This is a genomic window from Anoxybacillus sp. FSL W8-1294 (assembly GCF_037965005.1).
Classification (GTDB): domain Bacteria; phylum Bacillota; class Bacilli; order Bacillales; family Anoxybacillaceae; genus Anoxybacillus; species Anoxybacillus flavithermus_G.
Map to the genome: position 1 here is coordinate 1,269,639 of NZ_CP150179.1, position 26,625 is coordinate 1,296,263.

Here is a 26,625-nt window from a genome sequence, read left to right on the forward strand (position 1 = left end):
ATATTGAGGTGTGAAACGGTGAGTAAACAAATGGGACAGTTAAGACCAAGCCAGTTATTATTTTACCATGGACCCGGAGCCATTGTAGATATGCTAAAAGGAAGTGTTATGATTATGGCTGCGGACTTGTGGGATTTTAGAAGAAAAAATGAAATAGAAGATGAACGAGTAAGGAATGCATTGGGCGTTTCTCGATTGCGGCTACTGAATGAGGGACAAGATAAAATCTGTATAACGGCAAGACCATTCCCGAAATGGAAAATATGTCCGAAATGTGGGATGATGACAGAGTGGGAAGAAATCCAGTGTTATCATTGTGAAAAAAAGGGATTAAAAGTTGAATTGTTTCCAAGCCGCTTTGTCTTAGCGTGTAAAAATGGTCATATTCATGATTTTCCTTGGATTGATTGGTTGCATGAAGAAAAGGGATGCAAGCAACCGATATTAAAGATGACTTATCAAGGGATAGCGGGTTCTCTTTCTGATATGTACGTTCAATGTGTAAAATGTAAGAAAAAGAAATCATTAGCTCATATTATGAGTTTTACAAAAGCGTGTAATGGAGAACGTCCTTGGATAGGGGACGAAGAGCCGTGTAGCGAACAAATGGAAACAGTTTTACGTGGGGCATCTAAACTGTACACACCGCTTATCTTTAGTACACTGGGTGTTCCTTTAAGCGATGGGAAAGATGATATTTTAGTTGAACGAGTGAAGAGGCACAAAGAGGCTTTAAATATTGCCAAGAAAACAGGATTTTTTAAGCAGATGGCAACGGAATTACTAAAAATTGAAGAAATCCAGTTGTCGCTGGTTGAACAAATTTTAAATGAAGATCACGAACAAAGTGTATCGTACGAAACTATTCGTAAACAAGAGTGGAATACGATAATAAAGAAAAATGTCGATGATCTAGAGGATACGGGGTTTAAATGTATGGGGGTAGATGTTCATGAACAAATGAGGCCATATTTTTCGTCTATTGTGAAAATAGAATCGTTACCTGAAATTCAAGTATTAAGGGGATTCACACGCCTTCATTATTTAGACCCGTTTGATACAACAGAAATTCCTGTTTGTTCGGTTATGAAAGACATAAGATCATCTGGTTGGTTGCCCGCTGTGAAAAATTTAGGAGAAGGTATATTTTTTCAATTTGATATTCAGAAACTGATAGAATGGGAAAATAGAAAACGTGTAAAAGAGGAGCTATCCAGTATTTTTGATCGTTACAATAAGCGAAGGAAACAAATGGGTAATTCATCTATTTACTTGAAAGCTCGTCATATATTAATTCATACGTTTAGCCATGCGATGATTCAAGAATTTGCGAGGTTTTCTGGATATGCCACTACGTCATTGCGGGAAAGGCTGTATTGTAACGAGGAAATGCATGGCGTGCTAATTTATACGGCATCGACTGACTCAGAAGGGGGATTAGGCGGGTTAATTGAATTATCAAAACCTGACAAGTTATATGAAATCTTCGTGCGGGCATTAGAGAAAATGGAACATTGTTCATCGGATCCGCATTGTTCGGATGCACGGTTTGAATTACAGTCTACGATTAACGGTGCTGCTTGTCACGCTTGTGGGTTTGTTTCCGAAACATCGTGTGAATGGGGAAATCAACTTCTTGACCGACGTACATTAATTCCTTTAAGTAACGGTGAGGATCTCGCGTTTTTTGAATTATAATCTATTTTGTGTGGGCAATGGACCTTGTATCAACTGGATCGCTTCTAACGGATGTAGCGATGGGATAACCATCGCTACTCCTTTTCGCATTCCTTGTTATTCATTTACAGTAATAAGCACAAAATACACTACATGACACGTCACTTACTCAAAATAAATTATCCATTGAAGACATCCTTTTCTTATAATGAGACCATTTTTTTTAACTTCTCTAATGCTTTATTATCAATTTGACGCACTCTTTCACGGGAAATGCCGTATACATTTGCAACTTCTTGCAACGTCATTTCCTCTCCTGTCAAAAAACCGTAGCGATATAAAATTACGTTGTATTCTTTGTCGTTTTTTGCATTTTGTTTTAAATAGTGGAGAGCTGCGGTTACTAGCAGACGATCACATATTTTTTCCTCATAGCTATTTTCGTCTTGGAGCCATTGGCATTCCTCGGGTTCCTCGATCTGCAAGTAGTCAATATTTACATTTCTTTTTATACTATCATCCTCGTACATAGGATTTTGGAAGAAGCAATACAGGTGTGCGCGTATTTCATCGTTCGCTTCTTCATCATACTGCGAATAAAGTTCTTCAAAGCTTATATAATTTGTCTTGTATAACATATAGTCATAATCCGGTGATATGGTCTGTTCATTTGCTAATAGTTGTGATTCAATTGTTTGGTCTTCTTTCATAAGCTGCATGATTCGGTGAATCGGGATTCTAATAAGACTACAATGATTTAATTTGTAACGCTGAAGATGTGCAAATAAATGTCGCCGAAAATAATGATAAAAACTTCCGCCCATATCTGGATTATAGCGGTTATATGCTTTATTCAAAGCAAAATAGGCTTCTTGATAAAGATCCTCTAAAGGAATAAGCGAAGAAGAAAAATTTTTTGCATATTGATAAATTGTAAAAGAGTAGTATTCCCACGCCAGTGAAAGAAACGTTTCTTTCGGTAATACTTTATACTGGTGATTAGTTAAACGGCGCTTTGTTCTGTTTGAAGCAAGTGCCCGATGTTTAAATATTTGACGTAATGAAGGAAAGTACTCCTTTTTGGAGTATTCCTTTTTTTCTTTTGGAATTTCCATGTATTTTTTTCTCCATTGACGAGGATTAAACCTCCAATATCCTACTTTCCCTTCAATATTTTCAAAAAAAGGATAGGAAGATAAGGTGTTACGAATGCTGCTCTCAGCGTAACTACTCTCCTCCTGTATATCGCGAACTATTTCACGAATATGTAATCCTGATGGATGAAGCATGAGCAGTTCTGCTAACTGTTGCATTAGTGATTTAGTGCCATGCTGTTTCATTTGGGAAAGCTTTGCGATATCTTCATATTTCATTTGTTCAGTATGTGCCTTCTCGTCAAAAGAGCCTAGCATCATATACAATTGTTCATTTTCAAGGAAGAACTCTAGTTTTTGGCCTGGCTCTAAATCGTAATCAATCATCAAATTGCTAAGGTGTTGCCCATATAAAATATTTTCATGTTCATCGTAACGCAAGATAAGAGAGATTGATTTTTCATCGTCTAAGAAGTGAACGATTAAACAACCATTTTGAATCCAATCCGTAAAATAGTGTGCAGCTAACGTCTCTTGAATTCGATCGTAATAGCGCAAAGTATAGCTTAGCTTCTCCCTTTTTTTCGTTCGTGTTGTAGTATTGGCAGTTGCTGTTTTTGTTGATATAGAACGTGAAGATTCTTTAGAGTTACCTATTTCTTCAATGCGCTCAGAGATCGAAGAAAGGTTAGTAACTCCGTATAGTCGTTGTTTTACTTCTATGACTGGATGTTCTTCAACTGTCGAATATGCTAACGAATCTTCATTGATTAACATAAGTTCATTATCTAATAAAGGAACAATTTGTTTAATAGCTGCAAAATATGAAGAAAATAGCGCTTGATGAGGCTGTAATTGAAAAACATATCGAATGACATCACGAATTTTTACAAAACCTTCTTCATGCATTACAAATTGTCTGATAGTAGGTATGTTAAGTGCGACTTCTTCTTTAATATAATCGGTTATTTGAATAGAAATAAATGAGTCATGATCGTTTTTTCCAACAAGTGAGACCATTTGTTTCCTATCAACAAAAAAACGCGGATCAATTTTTGGAAAAAAATAAGCATAAGGGTCGTCAATTGAATATTTCAATAAAACACTCCGGTACACGTCAGAAACAAGGATTTTATCAATATTGTTTTTGAGCATGTAGCGAAAGACTAAATCATTTAATAAATTCCATTTACTTAATACAATATAGATATTTCCATCTTCAGAGGAAATAGTATCAAATCTCGGATCTAAATAAATGTCACTCATGGTAATTTGAAGTGATCTGGAATAAAGTTGCGGATAAGGATTTATCTTCATTTGATGATATAATCTATCTAATTTCTTATTGTGAATTTCTTTGCGAGAAAAATGATCATCTTCCTCCGTTTTTTCATAATAAAACTGTGCTTCAAGGGGAAGCTTGACAAAATTTCTCGCTTCTTCAAGAGAAAGACCCCTTCCATTTCCCCAATGTGTACGAACAAAATCGACAATAAGATCACGATGAAGTGGGGAACCAAGTGTACGGAATGCTCGATTAATCATTGAGATATTACTATAAACTGGACCGTTTTTCACATTGCTCTCTCCTATAGTTCCAAAAATATATTTACGCTTTCAAAAGTTGCATACGAAGGAGATTAAAATACATTCTATGGCTCTTCACCGAAAGTTGTACTTGACTATTTCAGAACACGCCTTCTCTGTACTTATAAGGGAAAATCAGTAAATCAGATTTTTCGTACACGGCGGCTCAAGAAAATCCCCCGCTTGTCGAGTACATGTTGTGGTGATGAACCCATTCTATGTATATTTTACAATAAATTTCATTAATTTTCACTAGTGTTGTATTAATTTAATTTTAATATTAAAAAGACTCACAATCTTCACTTATTTTATTTTGTGAAAAGAAAAAGTCCTTTATAATGGATAAGTCAGGTGGTAACCCGTCCAAATCCACTAAAAAGGACCAAACTCATGGACAAGATTACACGAAAAACTTCATTTGGACAATGGTTTTCGCCAATAAATCTTCAATTATTTGAAGAACAGGTGAAAACGATGAAATTAGATTACTATACGAAAAAATTAACGACAGAGTCATTTCTAAAATTACTGCTTTTTGCGCAATTGGAAGAAATCGAAAGTCTCCATGCGCTAAGCGATTGCCTTTTTGATGACCAGCTTCAAAAAGGGGTCGGCCTTAATTCTATCAGTATTTCACAGTTGTCACGGCGATTAAATGGTATAAACCCAGATCTATTTCAAAAGCTTTTTCTTGATTTAGTCGCAAAAATTCATGCCAAAACACAACACACAAAACGGGTCATGCCTTTAAAAATCATTGATTCAAGCACATTGCCACTTAATTTGACCAACCATAAATGGGCGAAGTTTCGTAAAACAAAGGCGGGTGTAAAGCTACATTTGCGCCTTGTGTTTATGGAAAAGGGGATATCCTATCCTGAAAAAGCTTTGATGACAACGGCAAGAGAACATGACCGTGGACAGCTTGAAATCATGGTGGATGACAAGGAATGCATGTATGTGTTTGACCGTGGCTACCTTGATATTAGGTCAATAAAGTAGACACAAAAATTTATAAATTTTTAGCAACGGTGTCAGGCACTGTTCGGTAACTCCATTTTCGAGTGAGCAATTTTATTGACCATTAAAGAAACTTTCATTCTTCTAGCCACAACCCACCTATTTTATGGATCTTCACCGAAAGTTGTACTTGACTATTTCAGAACACGCCTTCTCTGTACTTATAAGAAAAAATCAGTAAATCAGATTTTTCGTACACGGCGGCTCAAGAAAATCCTCCGCTTGTCAAGTACATGTTGTGGTGATGAACCTATTTTATATTATAATGGTATAAAAATCCTATTTTCCACTGGAGCTGGTTGAGATGGCGTACACGATTCCGGAAACGATTCGTTCGAGTGCAACAGCAGGGGAGCGGTTGTTGTTTCGAACGCTAAAAACGTATTTACCAGATGACTATATTGTCTATTATGAACCGGAGATTCGGGGAAGACGTCCGGATTTTGTCATTATCGGACCTGATTTAGGGCTTGTTGTGCTTGAAGTGAAAGACTACACATTGTCGACGTTGTTTCATTTGAATAATGATGAATGGACGATTGTAAATAGCGCTGGCGAGCAGGCGACAGTAAAAAGCCCGTTTAAGCAAGCGAGAGATAACGCATTTCACATTGTTGATGTGTTAAAAAAAGACAAAAATTTAGTCCACTTAGAAGGAAAGTATCAGTTTCAGTTAAAGTTTCCTTACGTAAAGTTTCCTTACGGTTATGGGGTTGTGTTTACAAGAATCTCGCAAAAAGATTTAGTGAAAAAGCAATTGTATCCAGTTATTGATCCGAATTTTTGTCTGTTGCGGGATGAAATTGATCCAGACAAAGAAACATTTAGCGAAGAAGTGTTGTTTGAAAAAATATGGAATATGTTTGTCGTTCCGTATCGATTGCGCACGCCGTTAACGAAAGAGGAAATTGATGCGATCCGTTATCATCTTTTTCCAGAGGTGCGCATCAGCGCGGAGTTTCGGCCACCTACGCCGTATCAAGATCAAGTGCTTTTATCGCTTCACGACATTAAAGCGATGGATTTACATCAAGAAAACTTAGCAAAACAGCTTGGAGATAAAAACCGTCTGATTCGCGGCGTAGCAGGAAGCGGAAAGACGCTTATTTTAGCTAGTCGCGCAAAACTGTTGGCGAAACAACATCCTGATTGGAAAATTTTAATTTTGTGTTATAACATTTCGCTAGCGCAAGGGATTCGCCAAATGCTCGAGCATATGTTAAGTGAACCAGATTCGTTATTCGATTTTGATTTTACGAAAGAAAATGCGATGGCAAACACAGCGAGGGAGCAAATTATCGTGCGCAACTTCCATGAATGGTTGAAACATGATTTAAAAATATCAGAACAGGCGTGTTGATTAACCAATAATATCCATAAAAAACATAGAAAAAAGAGCACCTTTCCTGTAGAATGTAAGTAACAACACAAACAAACCTAGGAGGTGCTCTCTATGCACAAGCATACCACACTCCCAAATTTGATGCAAAAAATTGTTTCTGATGAAGATCTCCAGTCGATTACCGAAGCCGTTGGCTACCATGACACTTCGCGGACGTTTACGGTGCGCACGTTGGTTGATTTTTTTCTGCTGGCGGCACTTCACGAATGGAAAAGTTTCCGTCATGGTGCCGATGTGGCGAAAATGTACGGATTGCCGACGTTTCATTACTCGACGGTTTCTAAGAAAGCGAAAGAAGTTCCGTACGAGGTGATGAAGCGCTTATTTGCTTTGGTTGTTTCTAAGTGCAATCGCCAAACCCGCCGTTCGCTTCGCTTTCCAAAAGCATTGCGTATAGTAGACTCCACGACCGTCACCGTGGGGAAAAACCGCCTGACATGGGCACCCTATCATGGGGAACGATCCGGAGTGAAAATGCACGTCGCGTATTCCCCTGAGCAACAAATGCCGAGCGACATCGTAGAAACCGTAGGGTTGCGCCACGATGGACCGGTGGGAGAGCGGCTCACAGACGTACAAACGGTTCTTGTCGAAGATCGAGCGTACTTTAAAATTGAACGCCTCGATCGGTTTGTCGAACAGAAGCAACCGTTTGTGATTCGGATGAAAGACAATGTCGAGATCCATCAAAAAAAGAGCCTAAAGCGCCTTTCTTCCTCCTCTTCTTCTATTGTGGCGGATTTTACTTGCCAGTTAGGAACGAAACAATGTCGTTCCAAAAAGCGCCATCGCGTCGTGATCTTTCAGGATGCGAACGGGCATGAAATCCGTGTGGTCACGAACGTCTTAGAGGCATCGGCGGAAAAGATTGCCGAGATGTATCAAGAACGTTGGACAGTGGAAGTGTTTTTCCGATGGATCAAGCAATATCTAAACGTTCCGACCTTATTTGGCACCAACGAGCATGCGGTATACAACCAACTTTTTGCGGCATTTATCGCTTATGTGTTACTGAGATGGCTATATCATCGAACGGAAAAACGGACAACCTCGTCCCTTACCTTTCTTTCGTTTGTCCGTCGTTTTTTCTCTGGGCAACTTCCTCTCGAATGGAAATCCGAGATGGCAGCTGTCTTATTTGAGTATGCCCGAATATATGGGAGTAGTATGCCTAATTTTGGATAATCAACAGCCGTGATATCAGAACAACAAATTCCGCACATATTAGAAAAGATTGATAAAAAAGAAGCGATTTTGCCGATGTACGACGCAATTTTGATTGACGAGGGGCAAGACTTTTCTTCCGAATGGCTTGCGCTCGTTAGTAAGCTACTAAACCCAGAAACACAATCGCTTCTTCTTGTGGAAGATCGTGCACAGACGATTTATAGACGAAAACGCTCATATGTGCAAGATACGGGATTAAGTTTTCAAGGCCGTTCAAAAGTATTGACGATTAACTATCGCAATACGGCACAAATTGTCAACAACCCAATGACTAAAGTCATGGGCTTGTAAGCCCCATGTTGACCAGACCAAGGCTTGAAACAGAGCCTACGTTATAGATGTCATGACACGTTCGGGTGCTTCTCCAGCCCGTTCCTCTGTCGTGCAAGGTTAAACAAGCGTGGTGGGTAGCGCTAGTGTCTTGCACATAACAAGCATCTATAACATGGTCGAGGAGAATATGACCTGCGTAAGCAGAGGAAAGGGGAGGACCCTATGGTTTTTGTGTTAGACACAAACAAACGTCCGCTTGCTCCTTGTCACGAAGCAGTTGCAAGAAAGCTGTTGAAACAAGGGAAGGCGGCGATTTACAGGCGATTTCCATTTACCATCATCTTGAAAAAATCAGTAGACGAATCAGAAATTAAAGCAACATATCGGCTAAAAATCGACTATGGAAGCAGGCATACAGGATTAGCGATTTTGCGAGGACAAGAAGTGGTATGGTTAGGGCAACTTGACCATCGCACAGACATCAAGGAAAGAATAGATAAAAGGCGTGCTTTTCGTCGAGCAAGACGAAATCGAAAAACAAGATACAGAAAACCACGCTTTCTGAACCGCAAGCGAAAGGAGGGGTGGTTGCCGTCATCACTAGAGAGTCGTGTGCAAAATATCCAAACATGGGTTAACCGCCTAAAGAAGTTATGCCCCATTGGGTATATATCATACGAAAATGCCAAATTCGACACGCAACTCATGCGAAATCCTGAAATCAATGGTGTAGAGTATCAACAAGGCACGCTACAAGGATATGAAGTACGGGAGTATTTGCTTGAAAAGTTTGGGCGGAAGTGTTGTTATTGCGGAAAAGAAAATGTTCCACTTGAAGTGGAGCATATCATTCCAAAATCGAGAGGTGGAACAGACCGAGTGGATAACCTATGTCTTGCCTGTCATGACTGTAATCAGCGCAAAGGAAGTAAGACAGCAGAAGAATTCGGGTATCCGCACATTCAAAAGCAAGTCAAAGAATCATTAAAGGATGCAAGTGCTATCAACTCGACAAGATGGAAAGCGTATGAAGTGTTAAAGCAGACAGGATTAGATGTCGAGTGTGGAACAGGTGCACGAACGAAAATGAATCGTATTCGTTTAGACTTGCCGAAAACACACTATTTTGACGCTTGTTGCGTGGGAGAAAGCACACCAAATCACTTATATTTCAAAACAAAAGAAGTGTTATTTATCAAGGCAAAAGGGCGTGGTAGTCGTTCACGCACAAACCTAGATAGATATGGCTTCCCAAGAGGTTATCTTGCAAGACAAAAATTCTTCTTTGGCTTCCAAACAGGGGACATGGTTAAGGCTGTTGTCCCAAGAGGGAAATATCAAGGCGTTTGGTTTGGCGAAGTCGCATGTAGAAAGACTGGAAGTTTCGATATTAAAGGCAAGGACGGAAAGCGTATCGCACAAGGAATAAATTATAGATATGTCCAAGTCATTCAGCGATTTGACGGATATGCTTATGGAAAGGGGGTGGCGGAACTTGCGTAAGGTGCAATTCCTCCCCGTGCCTAAAGGCAGGGGCTTCCTTGCGTAAGTTTCGTGATTGATCGTGACAACATATGGAATTAACCAAACCGTATTTGAACGCTTAATGGCATATTTTCAAAGTGAAGAAGAGATCCGACGAGTTATTTTATTCGGCTCGCGCGCGAAAGGGATGGCACGCTATAACTCTGACATTGACCTATGCATTGATTATACAGGAAAGCAAAAGTGGAAAGTCATCGATGCGATTGATGAAATCGTCGGTATTTATTCGTTCGATGTGTTGTTTGCTGACTCGTTGAACAAAGAAATCGCACAGCAAATTAAGCGTGACGGAGTCGTTATCTATGAGAAATAAACAAGCAGGGGACAATCGTCCGCCTGCTTTTTCGTTTACACTGTAACGGATGCTTTTGTTTTTTTCCGCAGGTCAAAGCGGTCAGCGTTCATCACTTTTACCCAAGCCTTGATAAAGTCGCGGACGAATTTTTCTTTGTTATCGTCTTGGGCGTAAAATTCGGCGTACGAACGGAGGATCGAGTTCGAACCGAACACTAAGTCGACACGTGTGGCAGTCCAACGAACTTCTCCTGTTTTCCGGTCGCGAATGTCGTACAAGCCATCTTCTTTTGGTACCCATTCATAGCTCATATCGACGAGGTGGACGAAGAAATCGTTCGTTAGCACGCCGATACGATCCGTAAATACACCGTGAGGAAGGTCGCGATACGTTGCCCCTAACACGCGCAATCCACCAACTAATACAGTCATTTCTGGAGCGGTTAAGCCAAGCAACTGCGCTTTGTCGACAAGCAGCTCCTCAGGCGTGACGCTGTATGCTTTCTTTTGGTAGTTACGGAATCCGTCCGCAACCGGTTCTAATACAGCAAAGCTTTCGACATCTGTTTGTTCTTCGGTTGCGTCGCCGCGCCCAGGCATAAACGGTACACGAACGTCAAAACCAGCGTCGCGTGCAGCTTTCTCGACAGCTGCGCTACCGCCAAGTACGATTAAATCGGCAAGACTCACTTTTTTCGGAAGTTCACGTTGAATATCTTCGTAAACGGAAAGCACTTTGGCAAGTCGCTCTGGTTCGTTTACTTCCCAATCTTTTTGCGGAGCGAGTCGAATACGCGCACCGTTTGCGCCGCCGCGCTTATCGGAGTTGCGGAATGTGCTAGCGGACGCCCAAGCTGTTTTTACAAGCTCGCTCACTGTTAGTCCTGATTGCAAAATGCGCGTTTTGATGTCTTCGATTTCTGCATCAGTTAATTCCACATCGACTGCTGGAATCGGGTCTTGCCAAATGAAATCTTCTTTCGGTACTTCTGGACCGAGATATCTCGTTTTCGGCCCCATGTCGCGATGAATAAGTTTAAACCATGCGCGTGCAAACGCATCAGCAAATTCTTCAGGATGTTCATAAAAGCGGCGAGCAATTTTTTCATATGCTGGGTCGAACCGTAACGCTAAATCGGTCGTCAGCATCATCGGTGGCACTTTCTTGTTCGCATCTTCGACATCTGGAGCGAGATGTTCTTCTTTTAAGTTCACTGCTTCCCACTGATACGCACCAGCTGGACTTTTTGTTAGCTTCCATTCATATTCAAAAAGCAATTGTAAATAGCTGTTATCCCATTTTGTAGGTGTTGGTGTCCAAGCGCCTTCTAGGCCACTTGTAATCGTATCGCGTCCTTTTCCTTTTCCGTATGAGCTGATCCAACCTAATCCTTGTGCTTCGATTGGAGCGGCTTCTGGCTCAGGACCGACATGCGATGCATCGCCAGCTCCGTGCGCTTTACCAAACGTATGACCGCCTGCGATCAGCGCCACCGTTTCTTCATCGTTCATGCCCATTCGTTTAAACGTCTCACGAATGTCACGTGCGGCTGCGAGCGGATCTGGATTACCGTCCGGACCTTCTGGATTGACGTAAATGAGTCCCATTTGCACAGCAGCAAGCGGATTTTCTAACTCACGATCGCCTGTATAACGTTCCGAAGCGAGCCATTCTTTTTCCGCACCCCAATAAATGTCTTCCTCTGGATGCCATACGTCTTCACGGCCAGCGCCAAACCCGATCGTTTTTCCACCCATCGACTCAATGGCTACGTTGCCAGCTAATACGATTAAGTCCGCCCACGAAATTTTATTGCCATACTTCTGTTTAATCGGCCACAGCAGGCGACGTGCTTTATCTAAATTCGCATTGTCCGGCCAGCTGTTCAACGGGGCAAAACGTTGCGTGCCTGTTGATGCTCCACCTCGTCCGTCACCGATGCGATACGTTCCTGCCGAATGCCAAGCCATGCGGATAAATAGCGGTCCGTAATGACCGTAGTCGGCAGGCCACCAATCTTGGCTTGTCGTCATCAGTTTGCGCAAATCTTCTTTTAACGCCCAATAGTCAAGTTTTTGAAACTCTTCCGCATAATCGAACGTTTCGTCATGTGGGTTCGTTTTTCGGTCATGTTGATGAAGGATGTTTAAGTTTAGTTGATTTGGCCACCAGTCTTTGTTTGTTGTTTTGTTTGAAGCGTGACTTGTCACGCTCCCATGGAATGGGCATTTGGATACGTGTTCGTTTTTGTTTTCCACTCTTTTATTCCCCTTTCTAGCATATAAATGAAATGAATTGTCTCTCAGTTGTATACACAATGAAGTGATAATGTAACTATTCAGCCACATCATAAAGTGAGCTGAATATTTTTTGCTTTTCCTGTCCATGATGTGAATATTGATAGACAAGGAGGTGAATCGCATGTTGACGGTACAACAAGCTGTATTTACAGTTGAGAGCTTAATCGGCAAAGTCCAACAACAAAAGCAGCTCATTACTCACCAACAACAAGTCATTGAGCAACTGTTGAAAGAAAACAAACAGCTACGCAAAGAAAATGAACAACTCAAGTATCGCGTTCAAGAGCTGGAAGCACGCACGAAAAAAAACAGCTCTAATAGCCATTTGCCCCCATCTTCTGACCGTTTTGCCAACACACGTTCTTCTCGTCAACCATCTGGCAACAAGCCAGGCGGACAAGAAGGACATCAAGGAACGACGCTCCGTCAAGTGGAACATCCACATCATCGTGTCGTCCACCGTGTGCATACGTGTCAAGGATGTGGAGCTTCTTTGCGTGAAGTCAAACCGTTCAAAGTCGATATCCGTCAAGTGTTTGATGTCCCTCCTGTGGCGATCGAGGTGACACAACATGAACGTGAAGTGAAATCGTGTCCACATTGTCGATGCGTGCAACAAGCCGAATTCCCATCCCATATCACGAATCATGTGCAATACGGTCCACGGCTCACGGCGCTCGCTGTTTATTTACATCATATCCAATTGATCCCGTACAAGCGTTTAAGTGATACAATCGAAGCGTTATATCAACACTCGATTAGTACAGGAACCCTTGCCAATATGGTGAAACGAGGACGCGAAGCGCTGGAATCCAATATGGACATCATCGAAGACGCCTTACTTGAATCCAACATCCTGCATGTCGATGAAACGAGTTTGCGCATCAATGGGAAACTCGCATGGGTGCATGTCGCGTGTACATCGAGATATACATACTTGGCTCCTCACGCTTCTCGTGGAAAAAAAGCGACCGATGATATCGGGATTCTTCCCCGATATGAAGGGACGATGATGCACGATGCGTTCAGTACGTATCCGAAATACACACATGCCACCCATGCCCTTTGTCATGCCCACCATTTGCGTGAGTTAAAAGGATTCATCGAACAGGGGCATACGTGGGCGATGCGCATGACCACGTTTCTGTTAGCCGCCAAGCAAGCCGTCGAAGCCCATCACGGTGCACTTTCCGAAGAAGAAGCGAGACGGTGGGAACGAGTGTATGATCGCATCCTAGAAAGAGCACAACACCGATTAGAAACGATGACGCCTCTTCCGAAAAAAGCACTCGCTTTTGTTCGACGCCTTCAAAAACGAAAGGAAGAAGCGCTGCGTTTCTTACGTGAAGTACATGTTCCCTTTGATAACAACCAAGCCGAACGCGATCTTCGCATGGTCAAAGTCAAAGAGAACATTTCGGGTACGTTTCGCGAAGAAACATTCGCGCAGTCGTTTTGCATCGCAAGAAGCATCGTTTCCACACTGACGAAACACGAAAAAAACGTGTGGGATTCGTTATGTCTTCTGTTGGCAGGCGAAACGATCGATCGAGTTCTTTCCGCTACCTAGGGCATTTTCTATGACCGAAATGCCCTATTTGTGCTGGGCTTTTTTATACACTAGCACTGGGGTGAATAGTTACGTGATAATGATTAGTACATTAGAATTATACTAAATTAATATTTAATAGTAAAGTATAAAAAATATTTTTATAAAAAAATTATAAAAATCCCCCATTTCATTCTGTTTACAGAATAAAATGGGGGATTTATACGTTTACATCCGTATCTCCGTTCATCGTTTCACTCCAATCTTTAACCCTGGATCATATGTTGGACTTGTTCAGTTGTCAAATTTCGAATAAATTCGATTAAATCAATTGCTTCAATGCCGAACTCACGACATTTTTCAACGTATCTTTGGTAAGCTTTCGTATACATATCCATAAACAAAACCCCTTTCGCACGTTTCTTTTGTTAGTTACATTGTATTATAACAGATTTAAAAAATCAATATCTGTTATATAATTATTTTTTATTCTTGTTGCAGGAGCGAATGCAGGAAAGTTTGGAATTGATCGGTGGGTTATCACATATGTGCGTAAATATTGGATTAAATAAAACAAAGACGGCCATGTGCACTATTGTGCGTGGCCGTTTTGCATTTTGAAAGTAAATTTCACATGTAAGTAGTAGAAATAAAAGCATTGTAGTACAATAGAGTAGGTCATGAAAAGGAATTATACATATTTCACTAATCAAGAAAGGATGGACATGAATGCATATTATTGAATTAATGAAAGCGATCATTTTAGGGCTAGTGGAGGGAGCGACAGAGTTTGCACCTGTTTCATCGACAGGTCATATGATTATTGTTGATGATATGTGGCTAAAATCGAGCGAGTTTTTAGGAAAGTATGGGGCAAACACGTTTAAAGTCGTCATCCAGCTCGGTTCGGTTTTAGCTGCTGTTGTTGTGTTTAAAGATAAATTTTTTGAGTTGCTTTATTTACGAAAAGGTGAAGTGAGAAAAGGACCACGCTTGACGCTGATGCACATTTTCGTTGGTCTTTTGCCTGCTGGAGTGTTGGGGGTTTTATTTGAAGACTATATTGATGAACATTTATTTTCCACAAAAACGGTGCTCATTGGGCTTGTGCTTGGAGCTTTGTTGATGATCGCAGCGGATCGTTTCGGAAAACGAACAGTAGCACAAACTGTAGATGATATTACATATAAGCAGGCGTTTATTGTCGGTCTTGTTCAATGTTTATCGCTTTGGCCTGGTTTTTCGCGTTCAGGTTCGACCATTTCAGGTGGCGTACTTGTTGGCATGAGCCATCGTGCTGCAGCTGATTTTACATTTATTATGGCGGTGCCAATTATGGCAGGAGCAAGCGCCATTTCGTTATTGAAGAACTGGCAGTACATCACGTTTGATGCGCTACCATTTTTCGTTGTTGGTTTTATTAGCGCGTTTATTTTTGCGTTAATTACTATTCGCTTTTTCTTACGTTTAATTAATCGTGTTCGCCTCGTTCCATTTGCCATTTACCGTATTGTGCTTGCAGCGGTCATTTATATTTTGTATTTTGCTTAAATCTCCACGATGGCTTGTGGAGATTTTTTTATGTTAAAAAATCGTCAAAAACGCACGAACGTAGTGCTGGATAATCAGTCTATAATGAATGTGACGGGCGGTTATATGGAAAGTCAACAACCCAATGACTAAAGTCATGGGCTTGTAAGCCCCATGTTGACCAGACCAAGGCTTGAAACAGAGCCTACGTTATAGATGTCATGACACGTTCGGGTGCTTCTCCAGCCCGTTCCTCTGTCGTGCAAGGTTAAACAAGCGTGGTGGGTAGCGCTAGTGTCTTGCACATAACAAGCATCTATAACATGGTCGAGGAGAATATGACCTGCTTTATGCAGAGGAAAGGGGAGAACCCTATGGTTTTTGTGTTAGACACAAACAAACGTCCGCTTGCTCCTTGTCACGAAGCAGTTGCAAGAAAGCTGTTGAAACAAGGGAAGGCGGCGATTTACAGGCGATTTCCATTTACCATCATCTTGAAAAAATCAGTAGACGAATCAGAAATTAAAGCAACATATCGGCTAAAAATCGACTATGGAAGCAGGCATACAGGATTAGCGATTTTGCGAGGACAAGAAGTGGTATGGTTAGGGCAACTTGACCATCGCACAGACATCAAGGAAAGAATAGATAAAAGGCGTGCTTTTCGTCGAGCAAGACGAAATCGAAAAACAAGATACAGAAAACCACGCTTTCTGAACCGCAAGCGAAAGGAGGGGTGGTTGCCGTCATCACTAGAGAGTCGTGTGCAAAATATCCAAACATGGGTTAACCGCCTAAAGAAGTTATGCCCCATTGGGTATATATCATACGAAAATGCCAAATTCGACACGCAACTCATGCGAAATCCTGAAATCAATGGTGTAGAGTATCAACAAGGCACGCTACAAGGATATGAAGTACGGGAGTATTTGCTTGAAAAGTTTGGGCGGAAGTGTTGTTATTGCGGAAAAGAAAATGTTCCACTTGAAGTGGAGCATATCATTCCAAAATCGAGAGGTGGAACAGACCGAGTGGATAACCTATGTCTTGCCTGTCATGACTGTAATCAGCGCAAAGGAAGTAAGACAGCAGAAGAATTCGGGTATCCGCACATTCAAAAGCAAGTCAAAGAATCATTAAAGGATGCAAGTGCTATCAACTCGACAAGATGGAAAGCGTATGAAGTGTTAAAGCAGACAGGATTAGATGTCGAGTGTGGAACAGGTGCACGAACGAAAATGAATCGTATTCGTTTAGACTTGCCGAAAACACACTATTTTGACGCTTGTTGCGTGGGAGAAAGCACACCAAATCACTTATATTTCAAAACAAAAGAAGTGTTATTTATCAAGGCAAAAGGGCGTGGTAGTCGTTCACGCACAAACCTAGATAGATATGGCTTCCCAAGAGGTTATCTTGCAAGACAAAAATTCTTCTTTGGTTTTCAAACAGGGGACATGGTTAAGGCTGTTGTCCCAAGAGGGAAATATCAAGGCGTTTGGTTTGGCGAAGTCGCATGTAGAAAGACTGGAAGTTTCGATATTAAAGGCAAGGACGGTAAACGTATCGCACAAGGAATAAATTATAGATATGTCCAAGTCATTCAGCGATTTGACGGATATGCTTATGGAAAGGGGGTGGCGGAACTTGCGTAAGGTGCAATTCCTCCCCGTGCCTAAAGGCAGGGGCTTCCTTGCGTAAGTTTCGTGAAGAGTATATGAAAACATTTGTGACAATTATTATCGTTTTCACAGCGATCGTGGGGGGCGGTTATTTGTTAGCGCAAGGAAATGAAACAGTGCGGGCGACGTGGCTTTGGAATCCATGGTTATTCATTCAAGATGAAGACCGCGTCCTTTCGTTTTTAGAAAACAAGCGAATAAGCGACGTATATGTGCAAATTGACAAAGAAGTTCCAATAGATGCGTACCGGCAATTTATTCGTCGTGCAAATGAGAAGGGCATTCGAGTTTATGCGCTCGATGGAGCCCCAAATTGGATTGAACATGAAGAAGCGTTGGAGCGCCTATTTCAACGGCTAGATCAATATGAAAATGACGCTCAGCCAAATGAAAAGTTTAGCGGCGTACATTTAGACGTTGAACCGTACTTGCACGTATGGTGGCGTACGAATCGCGAGAAGGCGATCGTCTCGTACCAATCTGTTTTACAGCGCGCCCGTCAACTAGCGAATGAGCGATCGTTGCGGTTCGAGGTGGATATCCCATTTTGGTTTGACGAAGTAAAACATAGGGATAAAACGCTCGCGGAATGGGTTATTGCTCATGTGGATGGCGTAACGATCATGGCTTATCGCGATCGGGCTGATGCGATCATTAACATTGTGGAAAAAGAAATGCGATTAGCTAAAAAATACGGAAAACAAGTTGTCGTCGGCGTAGAAACGGGACAAGTCGGTGAAGGAGATGACGTTTCCACTTTTGAAGAAGATGAGGCATACATGAACGAGCAACTTGCTATTGTCCAAAAACATTACGCCCGAACAAAAAGTTTTTCTGGTATCGCGGTGCACCATACAGAACAATGGATGAAACGAAATGGAATTGTGTTTGAATAAAAAATTTTTTTCGCGTTTTGTTGGAGAATATGAAGTGAAATATGGAAAGGGGCTCATGTATGTCTAAACATACGAAACTTATAAACGAAGCAGAAACAAGAGTACAGCGTGCAAAAGAAAAAATGGACAGCACGTATCGCTTAGCATACCATATTATGGCGCCGGTAAACTGGATGAATGATCCAAACGGATTGATTCAATGGAATGGAGAGTACCATGTATTTTATCAGTTCCATCCCGACAGTCCAAAGTGGGGGCCGATGCATTGGGGGCATGTGAAAAGTAAAAACCTCGTACATTGGGAGCGTGCACCGATTGCGCTTGCACCGAGTGAGTGGTACGACGAAGGCGGTTGTTTCTCTGGAAGCGCAGTCAATAATAATGGTGTCCTGACACTCATTTACACAGGAAACGTTTGGCTAAATGAAGAACAAACGGAATTGAAGCAATATCAATGTATTGCAACAAGCAAAGACGGCATCCATTTTGAAAAAGACGCGTCCAATCCTGTGCTTTCCGAGCCACCATTTGACTGCCAAGGGCATATTCGCGATCCGAAAGTGTGGAAGCGTGGCGACGACTGGTATATGGTGCTTGGGACAAGAGAGGGGAATAACGGAAAAGTCGTTTTATATAAGTCGAAAGATCTGCGTCAATGGGAATATGTCAACATCCTTGCACAGAGCGATGGTAGCTTAGGATATATGTGGGAGTGCCCAGATGTTTTTCATTTGAATGGGAAAAATGTATTGTTGTTTTCTCCGCAAGGTATCGAACGAGATGGTGATCGTTTTCAAAATCTCCATCAAACGGGCTACGTTGTCGGAACGCTTGATTATGAAACAGGAAAACTAGCGCACGGAGCGTTTGAAGAGTTGGATAAAGGATTTGATTTTTATGCCGCTCAAACGTTCGAAGATGAAAAAGGACGACGCATTTTGTTCGGTTGGATGGATATGTGGGAGTCTTTTATGCCGACGCAAGCACATGGTTGGGCAGGGGCGTTGACGATCCCTCGTCTTTTGGAATTAGCGGATGATGAGAAACTGTTGATGAAGCCGGTGCCGGAATTGCAGTTACTACGCGCAGGTCACGTGCGGCTGGAATCGATTTCAATTCGAGAAGGTACATATACGTTACCTGTGAAAGGCGACCGTTTAGAGTTGCTCGTTCGTTTTTCGTTAGCCGATTTTCAAGGGAACGCGTTTGGTGTGAAAGTGCGTTGTGCGGAAGACGGAAGCGAAGAAACGATCTTCCGCTATGATGTGAAAGACTCGATCGTGACGTTTGACCGAAACCGGTCCGGAAAAGGAGAGGGCGGCATTCGCCGTGCCGTATTGGATAAGCAAGAAGACGTCGTCACGTTCCATGTCTTTATTGACCGTTCTTCTGTTGAACTATTTGTCAACGGCGGCCGGCTTGTCATGACAGGGAGGATTTATCCATCTGAAACGAGTCAAGGGATTAAATTGTTCGCAGAGGGTGGAATTTTGACGGTGCTTTCTGTTGAGGCATGGACGTTGCAAGATATTTGGGGTGAGGAATAAAACGAATCGCCCACCTTTGTCGTGGGCGATTTATACATATTTGCTGATCGCTTCGTTAAACTGTTTTTGTATATCTTTATCATGTAAAAGTGTTTTGTAGTTTGTTTTTGAAAATAAATAGGTAGAAATGCTCGGATCTTTTAACAAACGCTTTACAGTGTTTCTGTCGAACGGTTTTTGTGTTTCAATCATACCTGTTGCTTGCATATGTTTCAATCTTCGTTTTGCGGTGAAGTAACTAAACTGGCCTAACAATAAAACATCTAGCAATCCACCCAACATTTCCAAACATATCGTGACTAGTGTTTCCATTCTCTGTTTTTCCCCTCTCCGCCCCTTTGTTATTTTTGATATATGATGTCCTCTAATGTTTCTGCATCATTTTTGTTTAACGTACCTATGTTTTCTTCTGGATCACTGCTTATTATCGTTGCCCCAACGTCTGCATGTTCGAACCATATTCTGTACTGGAGCGTTTTTTCAGGCATATGTTGTTTCACTTGTCTGAACATAATGAGCTCGGCATCTTCTTGTCTAACCATTTTCACTTCTATATATCGATTCCATTCAATTTTTGTAAATACGCGCTGTAATGATTGTAATGTTTTTAGGTCTGTTATTTCTTTTTCAGATGATGTTTTTCCATCGGTATAAATAATTACGTTCGCTTTTGTTATGATATCATCATCTTTTTGGATGAAGTAAAAGAGTGATATTCCAACGATTGTAAAAAGAAACATCCACATATTTTTATGCATTTGATTTCCTCCATCTTCCTAATTGGATAATATTTTATCATGATCGACTAGTTTTTTGAACAAAGAAAATGTGAGAAGAAGTTTATAGAGGCAGAAGGAATTGAAATTTTGCAAAATCAAGAAAGCGATGTTTAATCTAAAAAAATGTTGGATAAATATAGAAATACTCGATGCAAATATCGGAGCGATCATGCTAGTCCACTATCACAACTCCACAGGTGCATATCGTCCCTCCACATTTTCTCCATATTTTTTTTGCTATAATGAAGAAAAACGCCAGTAAGGAAGGAATTTTTGTGCGAAAACTTTCGTTTAAGTTAGGGCTATTGTTTTTTGTCTTTGTACTAGGAATCGAAACGGTATTATTTGCGTCGTTATATGTGACACTTGTGAACGCGAGGATTAATGAAGAATTTGAGCAGTTGCTGGCAAGAGGAAACAATCACCGGGATGTATTGGAAAAAAGCTATCACCCTTCCACGTTAGAACATGTCGTCATGATGGAGTCGGAAGCAGAAACGGATGTCGTCATTACCGATGCGAAAGGGAATGTGTTGTATTTTTCTGATCATATTTTGCCGTTTGCGAAAAAACTTATTCCGTCTGTGGATGTCCGCCACATTCCACATAGCGGAATGGTCGTGCAAAGCAACTGGAAAAATGAATCGTATATCGCCACCGCCAGCCCGATTCGGATGGACGGCAAAACAAAAGGACATGTCTATATGTTTCAGCGGACGGCTTCCATTCAAAACATGATTGCCAAATTAAAACACCATTTTCTCGTTGTCGGCATTCTTTCTGTCTTTTTGACGATTTTGACGATTTTTTTCTTATCGAGGGTGATTACGATTCCGCTCGTTCGAATGAAACAAGCGACTGAGAAACTAAGCAAGGGGGACTTTTCAGTTCGTGTGCAAGTAAAAGGAGAAGATGAGTTAGCACAGCTCGGAAAAGCGATTCAAACCCTTGCGACCGATTTGGAATATTTAAAGAAAGAACGAAATGAATTTTTAGCGAGTATTTCACACGAGTTGCGCACTCCGCTTACTTATGTGAAAGGATATGCCGACATTGCGCGCAGACCGAACATCGCCGAGGAAGAACGAGCAAAATATTTGTCCATTATTTATGAGGAAGCAGAGCATATGCAAAAATTAGTGAAAGACTTGTTTGAGCTTGCGAAAATGGATCAACATTCGTTTCAAATCGAGAAAGAGCCAACTCCGCTTTGCCTTTTTTTAAAAAAAGTATACGAGAAAATGTATCCTGCGTTTCAGGCGAAAAATATGTCGCTTGTCTACCGCTGTGATGAAGACATTACTGTCCATATTGATCGACAGCGTTTTGAACAAGTGATGATCAACCTTTTAGACAATGCGTTAAAATATTCGCATCAAGGCTCTACCGTTTCCATTGATGGGAGAATGGAGAAAAATAATGTGATGATCGCTATTTCCGATGAAGGAATAGGAATTCCTGAAGCAGATTTGCCGCATATTTTTGAACGATTTTACCGAGTCGATAAATCACGGTCGCGAACAGGCGGGGGCACAGGGTTAGGTCTGGCGATTGTGAAAGAAATTGTCGAAGCGCACGGCGGTTTGGTTTATGCAACAAGCCACTGTAGAAAAGGGACGACGATGATTATTACGTTACCGAAGGGAGATGAACATGTACACGATATTACTAGTGGATGACGAAAAACGAATGTTAGATTTATTAAAGCTATATCTTATCCCGAACGGGTATCGTTGTGTGACATGCGAGTCGGGAGTAGCGGCGATCCGCTATTTGGAAAACAATAAAGCGGACCTCGTTTTGCTTGATGTGATGATGCCAGAGATGGACGGATGGGAAACGTGCAAACAAATACGAGAGTTTTCGAATGTCCCAATTATTATGGTAACAGCAAGAGGAGAAACGACAGATGTTGTCCAAGGGTTGAAAATCGGAGCAGATGATTATATTACAAAACCATTTGACGAATCCGAATTGCTCGCTCGGATTGAGGCGGTATTGCGCCGTTCGGTCGGAAAACAAACGAAACTCGAGTTTAACGGCTTAGTTTGGGATGAAGCGCAGCATAAAGTTCAATACGATGGGCACGATATTTTTCTCACGCCAAAAGAGTTTGCCATTTTAGGACTTTTTCTCACACATCCAAACCAAGTATTTAGCCGAGAACAGATCATCGTGGCATTATGGGGGTATAACGCCAATACAGAAGAACGGACAATCGATTCGCATGTGAAAAATATTCGCGAAAAGCTCCGCCAAGTCGGTTTTCCGATCGATGAATGTTTGCAGACCGTTTGGGGTGTAGGATATAAATGGAAGAGCAAGTAATTGCTTTATTTCATACGTATCCATCGATCGCTTTTCTCATCAGCATCGCAATCAATATCGTGATCAGTATTTTAGGCGTTGTCCCGAGCGTCTTTCTCACTGCGGCTAATTTGGTGGTATTTGGTTTTTGGAAAGGCACCTTTTTATCGTTTGTAGGGGAAGCGGTTGGCGCGATTGTATCGTTTCTGTTGTATCGAAAAGGTTTTCGGAAACTTTCGGAAACGAAATGGTTTTCCTATCCGAAAGTCAAACGTTTGCTTGCGGCAGAAGGAAAAGAAGCGTTTTTGCTCGTTTTATCGTTGCGTCTTCTTCCGTTTATTCCATCAGGAATAGTCACGTTCGTTGCCGCGCTCGGACGCATGTCGCTCCTTCTTTTTACAGCCGCCAGCTCGCTCGGAAAGCTGCCAGCACTTTTGTTAGAGGCATATTCGGTGTATCAAGTGATGAATTGGACATGGCAAGGGAAAGTGATATCGACTGTTTTTGCTGTTTTTTTATTTCTATTTACTTGGAAAAAAGTTGTTCAGAACAAGACGTAAACGCCCCATTACATCTTGCATATACAAAATCTACGTTTATACAAAGGAGAATCAATCATGACAAAAATGACGAAAGCAATCATCATGACATCAGCCATTTTTCTTCTAAGCGCTTGTTCATCATCCAATGAAAAAGAACAGTCCTTTATTACGAGTAAAGAACAAGCAAAATCCAACACATCTGTTACAAATAATCCTTTCTTTAAAGAAAAGAAAGAAGGAAAGTTCGAACATTTACATGGAATTGGTTATGCAGGCAACCAAAATGCGATTTACTTTGCTACACATGAAGGTTTACTTGTTTACCAAAATAATAAGTGGTATGAAACGACTTCCAATAAACATGATTATATGGGCTTTTCTGCAACAGACGACGGCTTTTATGCCTCAGGGCATCCGGAAGAAGGTTCATCGTTAGGAAATCCGCTTGGTCTTGTAAAAAGTTTTGATCATGGACAAACATTGATGAATTTAGGATTTTATAAAGAATCTGATTTTCATTATATGACCGTTGGCTATAAAAGCCATACCATTTATGTGGTGAACGAAGAAGAAAACAAAAAGCTAGGACAAGGGGTATTTTACAGTAAAGACGACGGCAAAACGTGGTCGCCAAGTCAATTGAACGGCTTGCCGCAAACTGCAGCGGGAACGATTGCTGCCCACCCAACGGATGAAAATATGGTTGGAATTAGTACATCGGAAGGAATTTTTGTTTTAAGAGATAATGGGAATACGTTTGAACGGTTCACGCGAAAAATCAATACGACGACGTTTGCGTTCCAAGAAAAATCGATTGTATTTGCAGCGGTAGAGAACGATAAGCCGATCCTAATCAAACAATCACTAGACACAAAACAAGAAGAAGTTCTTTCCGTTCCTCCGTTGGGCGAAAAAGATCATATCATGTATATCAGTTCTAATCCAGCAAATGACAACGAAATAGTGATTGCGACGATGAACGGGGATATTTTCATGACGAAAAATAACGGTGAAAGCTGGACAAAACTAGCATCGAAAGGGAAACTATAAAAAGAGTATGAGTAAAATGTTTGTGGGAGGGCGCTAAATCCTCTTCCATATGTTTCAAGGGGAGGGTTCCTTGAACAGAAGGGGGATGAGCAAAAAAGATGCAAAAAGGACTCTCTCCCTGTAATGATAATTTACAACATACGTTAATCACGTTATGCTATTAGTAGTTAAGATTTTTTATCTGGCAGGGGAAATTTTATGTTGCCGTATGAAGGAATTTGGGGAATTATAGAAAAAATTATTGAACATGGGCCGGAAATCAAGACTTCTCGCAGATACAAAGGTTTTGACGAAGAACTTTTTGAGGAACTAAAAAATAAGGTAGAAGAGTATTATTTAAATACAGCAGAATATCCAGATAAAATCGTTGAATTAATTAAACATATTCCTGAAATTGACTTTACTTACCGTTACAAGGATCCTGTATCAATAAAGCTGAAATTAGAACGTAATCAATTGACAAAACAGCTCTACAAAATTGCAAACGACATTTTAGGAATACGATTTATTATTAAAGCAGAGACTGCAGAGTTGAAACAGATAGTTCATGAATTTGTAACATGTTGTCCGTATGGACAAGATGCATGCAACATTGTTGATCAAACATTAGGGAAAACTTATGATGATGGGTATAAAGCTATTCACGTTTATATAAGACCAAATAATTATGTTTTCCCTATTGAAATTCAATTTTGGACAAGAACACATGCATTATTGAATGAATATTTACATGAACAAATATACAAAATGGATAATGATCAATTAAATCAATATGCGTTGGATTTGAGTAAGTGGCTTGAAAGTGTTCCAAGATTTCCTAATAGCGATGAAGTTGCAATTAAGTCATATGTAGACTATATTTATGAACAAGCATTTTCAAACAAATATTTAGATGAAAACGATGAAGATATTGATGACGTTGACCAATATTAAAATGGGTAAAGTTAGGTATCAGTCGGGTATAATTCACGTAATAAGTGGGGGAAATGAAAAATGAGCAAAGTTTATATTATTTCTGCTGCGGATGATAAGTCGGTTATTCTGGAATTACCGTCAACAAAAGAGGCTAAAATAGCCTACAAATACATTCGTTCTAAAACACCAGAAGCAAGCATTGGAGTATATGGTGCAAGAGATCTTCAAACATTTAGAAGAACACAAAGGACAATCGGACCTGCTACTGTGACGAGATCAGTTGAAACTTTTGTGAAAGCTTTGAACCTGAAAGAAAAATATATCCGGCGTGAACCAAAGACCACCTTATAAAAGAGGTGGTTTTCTTTTTGTTTTGATTGTCATGCCTGAGTTCGACAGTGACTAGGCAAACCAAATGTCTCTCATCCGTTGATACAAAAGGGACGAGAGGCATTTGGGCATACTTCGGGCGTGTATCTAGGTGCGAGGATGGATGCATAGAATCTTCGGAGGAAGTTTCAGCCCTAGAGCCGCAAAGAGTTGAGTCTGTTTGTCCGTCAGTTCGATTCGTTGAGAAAAGTCTCTGTTTTTGGAAGAAAAATGTCCAAGCATGAGACGCTCACACTCTTCTCTTACTTTCGGATATGATTCATGAGTCAGGGGAAAGGAATCGCAACTTTTGGCCAAACGCCCCAAGACAGCGCGATCCACCTCGTCTTCGTGCCCGAACGAATCCATCACCTTCGCTTTCGCATATTTGGACTTCGGGTTCCAATTCGTTGTGAGCAGGCTGGAGATAGGCCATGATCGTTCCATCTTTGTTTTTGCGTGTGACTCGTCGTATGTACATGCCTATATTATAATTGACCTGTGGTGCTAGTTGAGCGCTAGCGGTCAACTAGCACCACGAGTAAAGTTTTTATAATTTACATTTCGTACCCTCTCGACAAACTGAAGTGATAGAATTTTTGTTTCATAAAAAATCTACCAAAAGTGAATAGATCATGGGAAAACGTTGACGATAATAATGTTGTCAACACTTTCGTTGCTTTATATACCCATTACCGGTATAATGTAATTGAAGAGGTGATATTTGATGAACCATTGCGAAGATCATAATATGGATAAAAAAATGGTTCCGCGTACAGAAGAAGAGATCGAAAGCATTATGAAGCGCTTGAAGCGCATTGAAGGACAAGTGCGCGGGGTGCAAAAAATGGTCGAAGACAATCGGTATTGCATCGATATTTTAGTGCAAATTTCTGCAATCACGGCCGCGTTAAATAAAGTCGGATTAAATTTACTCGAACGCCATGTCAGTCATTGCGTTTCCAAGGCGATCCGTGAAGGAAGCGGAGAAGAATCGATTCGTGAATTAATGGATGTCATTAAGCAATTCTCAAAGTAA

At 41.0% G+C, this 26,625-nt stretch carries 21 protein-coding genes and 3 pseudogenes; 19 read left to right on the forward strand and 5 right to left on the reverse strand.

The genetic code is table 11. The features are described from left to right. The first annotated feature begins 18 nt into the window (after window positions 1–18). Window positions 19–1,698, forward strand: coding sequence for a DUF1998 domain-containing protein (locus tag NSQ23_RS06790; protein WP_064220553.1), 1,680 nt, complete (start codon window positions 19–21; stop codon window positions 1,696–1,698). A gap of 182 nt (window positions 1,699–1,880) precedes the next feature. On the opposite strand, the gene NSQ23_RS06795 is transcribed toward NSQ23_RS06790, so the two are convergent. Then, window positions 1,881–4,349, reverse strand: coding sequence for a sigma-70 family RNA polymerase sigma factor (locus NSQ23_RS06795; RefSeq protein ID WP_339173918.1), 2,469 nt, complete (start codon window positions 4,347–4,349; stop codon window positions 1,881–1,883). 399 nt (window positions 4,350–4,748) lie between these two features. Here NSQ23_RS06795 and NSQ23_RS06800 point away from each other — a divergent pair. From NSQ23_RS06800 to NSQ23_RS06825, 6 genes and pseudogenes are all read left to right on the forward strand, one after another. Further along, window positions 4,749–5,342, forward strand: a pseudogene (locus NSQ23_RS06800) (IS4 family transposase); the annotation flags it as partial. 340 nt (window positions 5,343–5,682) lie between these two features. Continuing rightward, window positions 5,683–6,729: pseudogene (locus NSQ23_RS06805) on the forward strand (NERD domain-containing protein); the annotation flags it as partial. Between the two features lie 102 nt (window positions 6,730–6,831). Further along, window positions 6,832–7,965, forward strand: a complete 1,134-nt coding sequence (locus NSQ23_RS06810) for an IS4 family transposase (RefSeq protein WP_339170758.1) — start codon at window positions 6,832–6,834, stop codon at window positions 7,963–7,965. Between the two features lie 12 nt (window positions 7,966–7,977). Further along, window positions 7,978–8,265, forward strand: a pseudogene (locus NSQ23_RS06815) (UvrD-helicase domain-containing protein); the annotation flags it as partial. Between the two features lie 237 nt (window positions 8,266–8,502). Further along, a complete protein-coding gene (gene iscB, locus NSQ23_RS06820; RefSeq protein ID WP_339172146.1) occupies window positions 8,503–9,783 on the forward strand; it encodes an RNA-guided endonuclease IscB in 1,281 nt (426 codons plus the stop codon). Between the two features lie 61 nt (window positions 9,784–9,844). Beyond that, on the forward strand, window positions 9,845–10,138 hold the full coding sequence (locus NSQ23_RS06825) for a nucleotidyltransferase domain-containing protein (RefSeq protein WP_192949410.1): 294 nt from the start codon (window positions 9,845–9,847) through the stop codon (window positions 10,136–10,138). 35 nt (window positions 10,139–10,173) lie between these two features. On the opposite strand, the gene katG is transcribed toward NSQ23_RS06825, so the two are convergent. Further along, window positions 10,174–12,378 (reverse strand): catalase/peroxidase HPI, encoded by a 2,205-nt coding sequence (gene katG / locus NSQ23_RS06830; RefSeq protein WP_339173920.1) that lies wholly within the window; start codon window positions 12,376–12,378, stop codon window positions 10,174–10,176. Window positions 12,379–12,541: 163 nt separating this feature from the next. Between katG and NSQ23_RS06835 the strand changes: the two genes are divergently transcribed. Then, complete coding sequence (locus tag NSQ23_RS06835) at window positions 12,542–13,990, forward strand: IS66 family transposase (protein WP_339173923.1); 1,449 nt, start codon at window positions 12,542–12,544, stop codon at window positions 13,988–13,990. A 245-nt stretch (window positions 13,991–14,235) separates the two neighbouring features. On the opposite strand, the gene NSQ23_RS06840 is transcribed toward NSQ23_RS06835, so the two are convergent. Then, on the reverse strand, window positions 14,236–14,367 hold the full coding sequence (locus tag NSQ23_RS06840; protein WP_339173926.1) for a hypothetical protein: 132 nt from the start codon (window positions 14,365–14,367) through the stop codon (window positions 14,236–14,238). 331 nt (window positions 14,368–14,698) lie between these two features. Between NSQ23_RS06840 and NSQ23_RS06845 the strand changes: the two genes are divergently transcribed. The 4 genes from NSQ23_RS06845 to NSQ23_RS06860 all read left to right on the forward strand — a co-directional run bounded on the left by NSQ23_RS06845 (window position 14,699) and on the right by NSQ23_RS06860 (window position 19,624). Further along, window positions 14,699–15,520, forward strand: a complete 822-nt coding sequence (locus NSQ23_RS06845; protein WP_339173929.1) for an undecaprenyl-diphosphate phosphatase — start codon at window positions 14,699–14,701, stop codon at window positions 15,518–15,520. A 353-nt stretch (window positions 15,521–15,873) separates the two neighbouring features. Further along, complete coding sequence (iscB, locus tag NSQ23_RS06850; protein ID WP_339172146.1) at window positions 15,874–17,154, forward strand: RNA-guided endonuclease IscB; 1,281 nt, start codon at window positions 15,874–15,876, stop codon at window positions 17,152–17,154. A gap of 62 nt (window positions 17,155–17,216) precedes the next feature. Then, the gene (locus NSQ23_RS06855; RefSeq protein WP_339174325.1) at window positions 17,217–18,077 is read left to right on the forward strand and encodes an amidase; all 861 of its coding nucleotides are present in this window, start codon (window positions 17,217–17,219) and stop codon (window positions 18,075–18,077) included. A 59-nt stretch (window positions 18,078–18,136) separates the two neighbouring features. Beyond that, window positions 18,137–19,624 carry a glycoside hydrolase family 32 protein gene (locus tag NSQ23_RS06860; protein ID WP_339173931.1) on the forward strand — a complete coding sequence of 496 codons (1,488 nt, stop codon included), beginning with the start codon at window positions 18,137–18,139 and terminating at the stop codon, window positions 19,622–19,624. A gap of 30 nt (window positions 19,625–19,654) precedes the next feature. Here NSQ23_RS06860 and NSQ23_RS06865 read toward each other — a convergent pair whose 3' ends face one another. Both NSQ23_RS06865 and NSQ23_RS06870 read right to left on the reverse strand, forming a co-directional pair. Beyond that, window positions 19,655–19,936, reverse strand: coding sequence for a hypothetical protein (locus NSQ23_RS06865; protein WP_339173933.1), 282 nt, complete (start codon window positions 19,934–19,936; stop codon window positions 19,655–19,657). Between the two features lie 29 nt (window positions 19,937–19,965). Next, a complete protein-coding gene (locus tag NSQ23_RS06870; RefSeq protein ID WP_237810829.1) occupies window positions 19,966–20,382 on the reverse strand; it encodes a hypothetical protein in 417 nt (138 codons plus the stop codon). A gap of 296 nt (window positions 20,383–20,678) precedes the next feature. Here NSQ23_RS06870 and NSQ23_RS06875 point away from each other — a divergent pair, with 296 nt between their 5' ends. From NSQ23_RS06875 to NSQ23_RS06905, 7 genes are all read left to right on the forward strand, one after another. Then, window positions 20,679–22,082, forward strand: coding sequence for an ATP-binding protein (locus NSQ23_RS06875; protein ID WP_339173937.1), 1,404 nt, complete (start codon window positions 20,679–20,681; stop codon window positions 22,080–22,082). Continuing rightward, entirely contained in the window at window positions 22,057–22,731 is a 675-nt protein-coding gene (locus NSQ23_RS06880) for a response regulator transcription factor (protein WP_339173940.1), read from the forward strand. Before NSQ23_RS06875 ends, NSQ23_RS06880 begins: the two co-directional genes overlap by 26 nt. Next, window positions 22,716–23,270, forward strand: coding sequence for a VTT domain-containing protein (locus NSQ23_RS06885; protein ID WP_339173943.1), 555 nt, complete (start codon window positions 22,716–22,718; stop codon window positions 23,268–23,270). Before NSQ23_RS06880 ends, NSQ23_RS06885 begins: the two co-directional genes overlap by 16 nt. A gap of 57 nt (window positions 23,271–23,327) precedes the next feature. Continuing rightward, a complete protein-coding gene (locus NSQ23_RS06890) occupies window positions 23,328–24,302 on the forward strand; it encodes a F510_1955 family glycosylhydrolase (protein WP_339173946.1) in 975 nt (324 codons plus the stop codon). Between the two features lie 198 nt (window positions 24,303–24,500). After that, on the forward strand, window positions 24,501–25,235 hold the full coding sequence (locus NSQ23_RS06895; RefSeq protein ID WP_339173949.1) for a hypothetical protein: 735 nt from the start codon (window positions 24,501–24,503) through the stop codon (window positions 25,233–25,235). A 60-nt stretch (window positions 25,236–25,295) separates the two neighbouring features. After that, window positions 25,296–25,568, forward strand: coding sequence for a hypothetical protein (locus tag NSQ23_RS06900; RefSeq protein ID WP_021095624.1), 273 nt, complete (start codon window positions 25,296–25,298; stop codon window positions 25,566–25,568). Between the two features lie 745 nt (window positions 25,569–26,313). Then, complete coding sequence (locus NSQ23_RS06905) at window positions 26,314–26,625, forward strand: metal-sensing transcriptional repressor (protein ID WP_004890079.1); 312 nt, start codon at window positions 26,314–26,316, stop codon at window positions 26,623–26,625.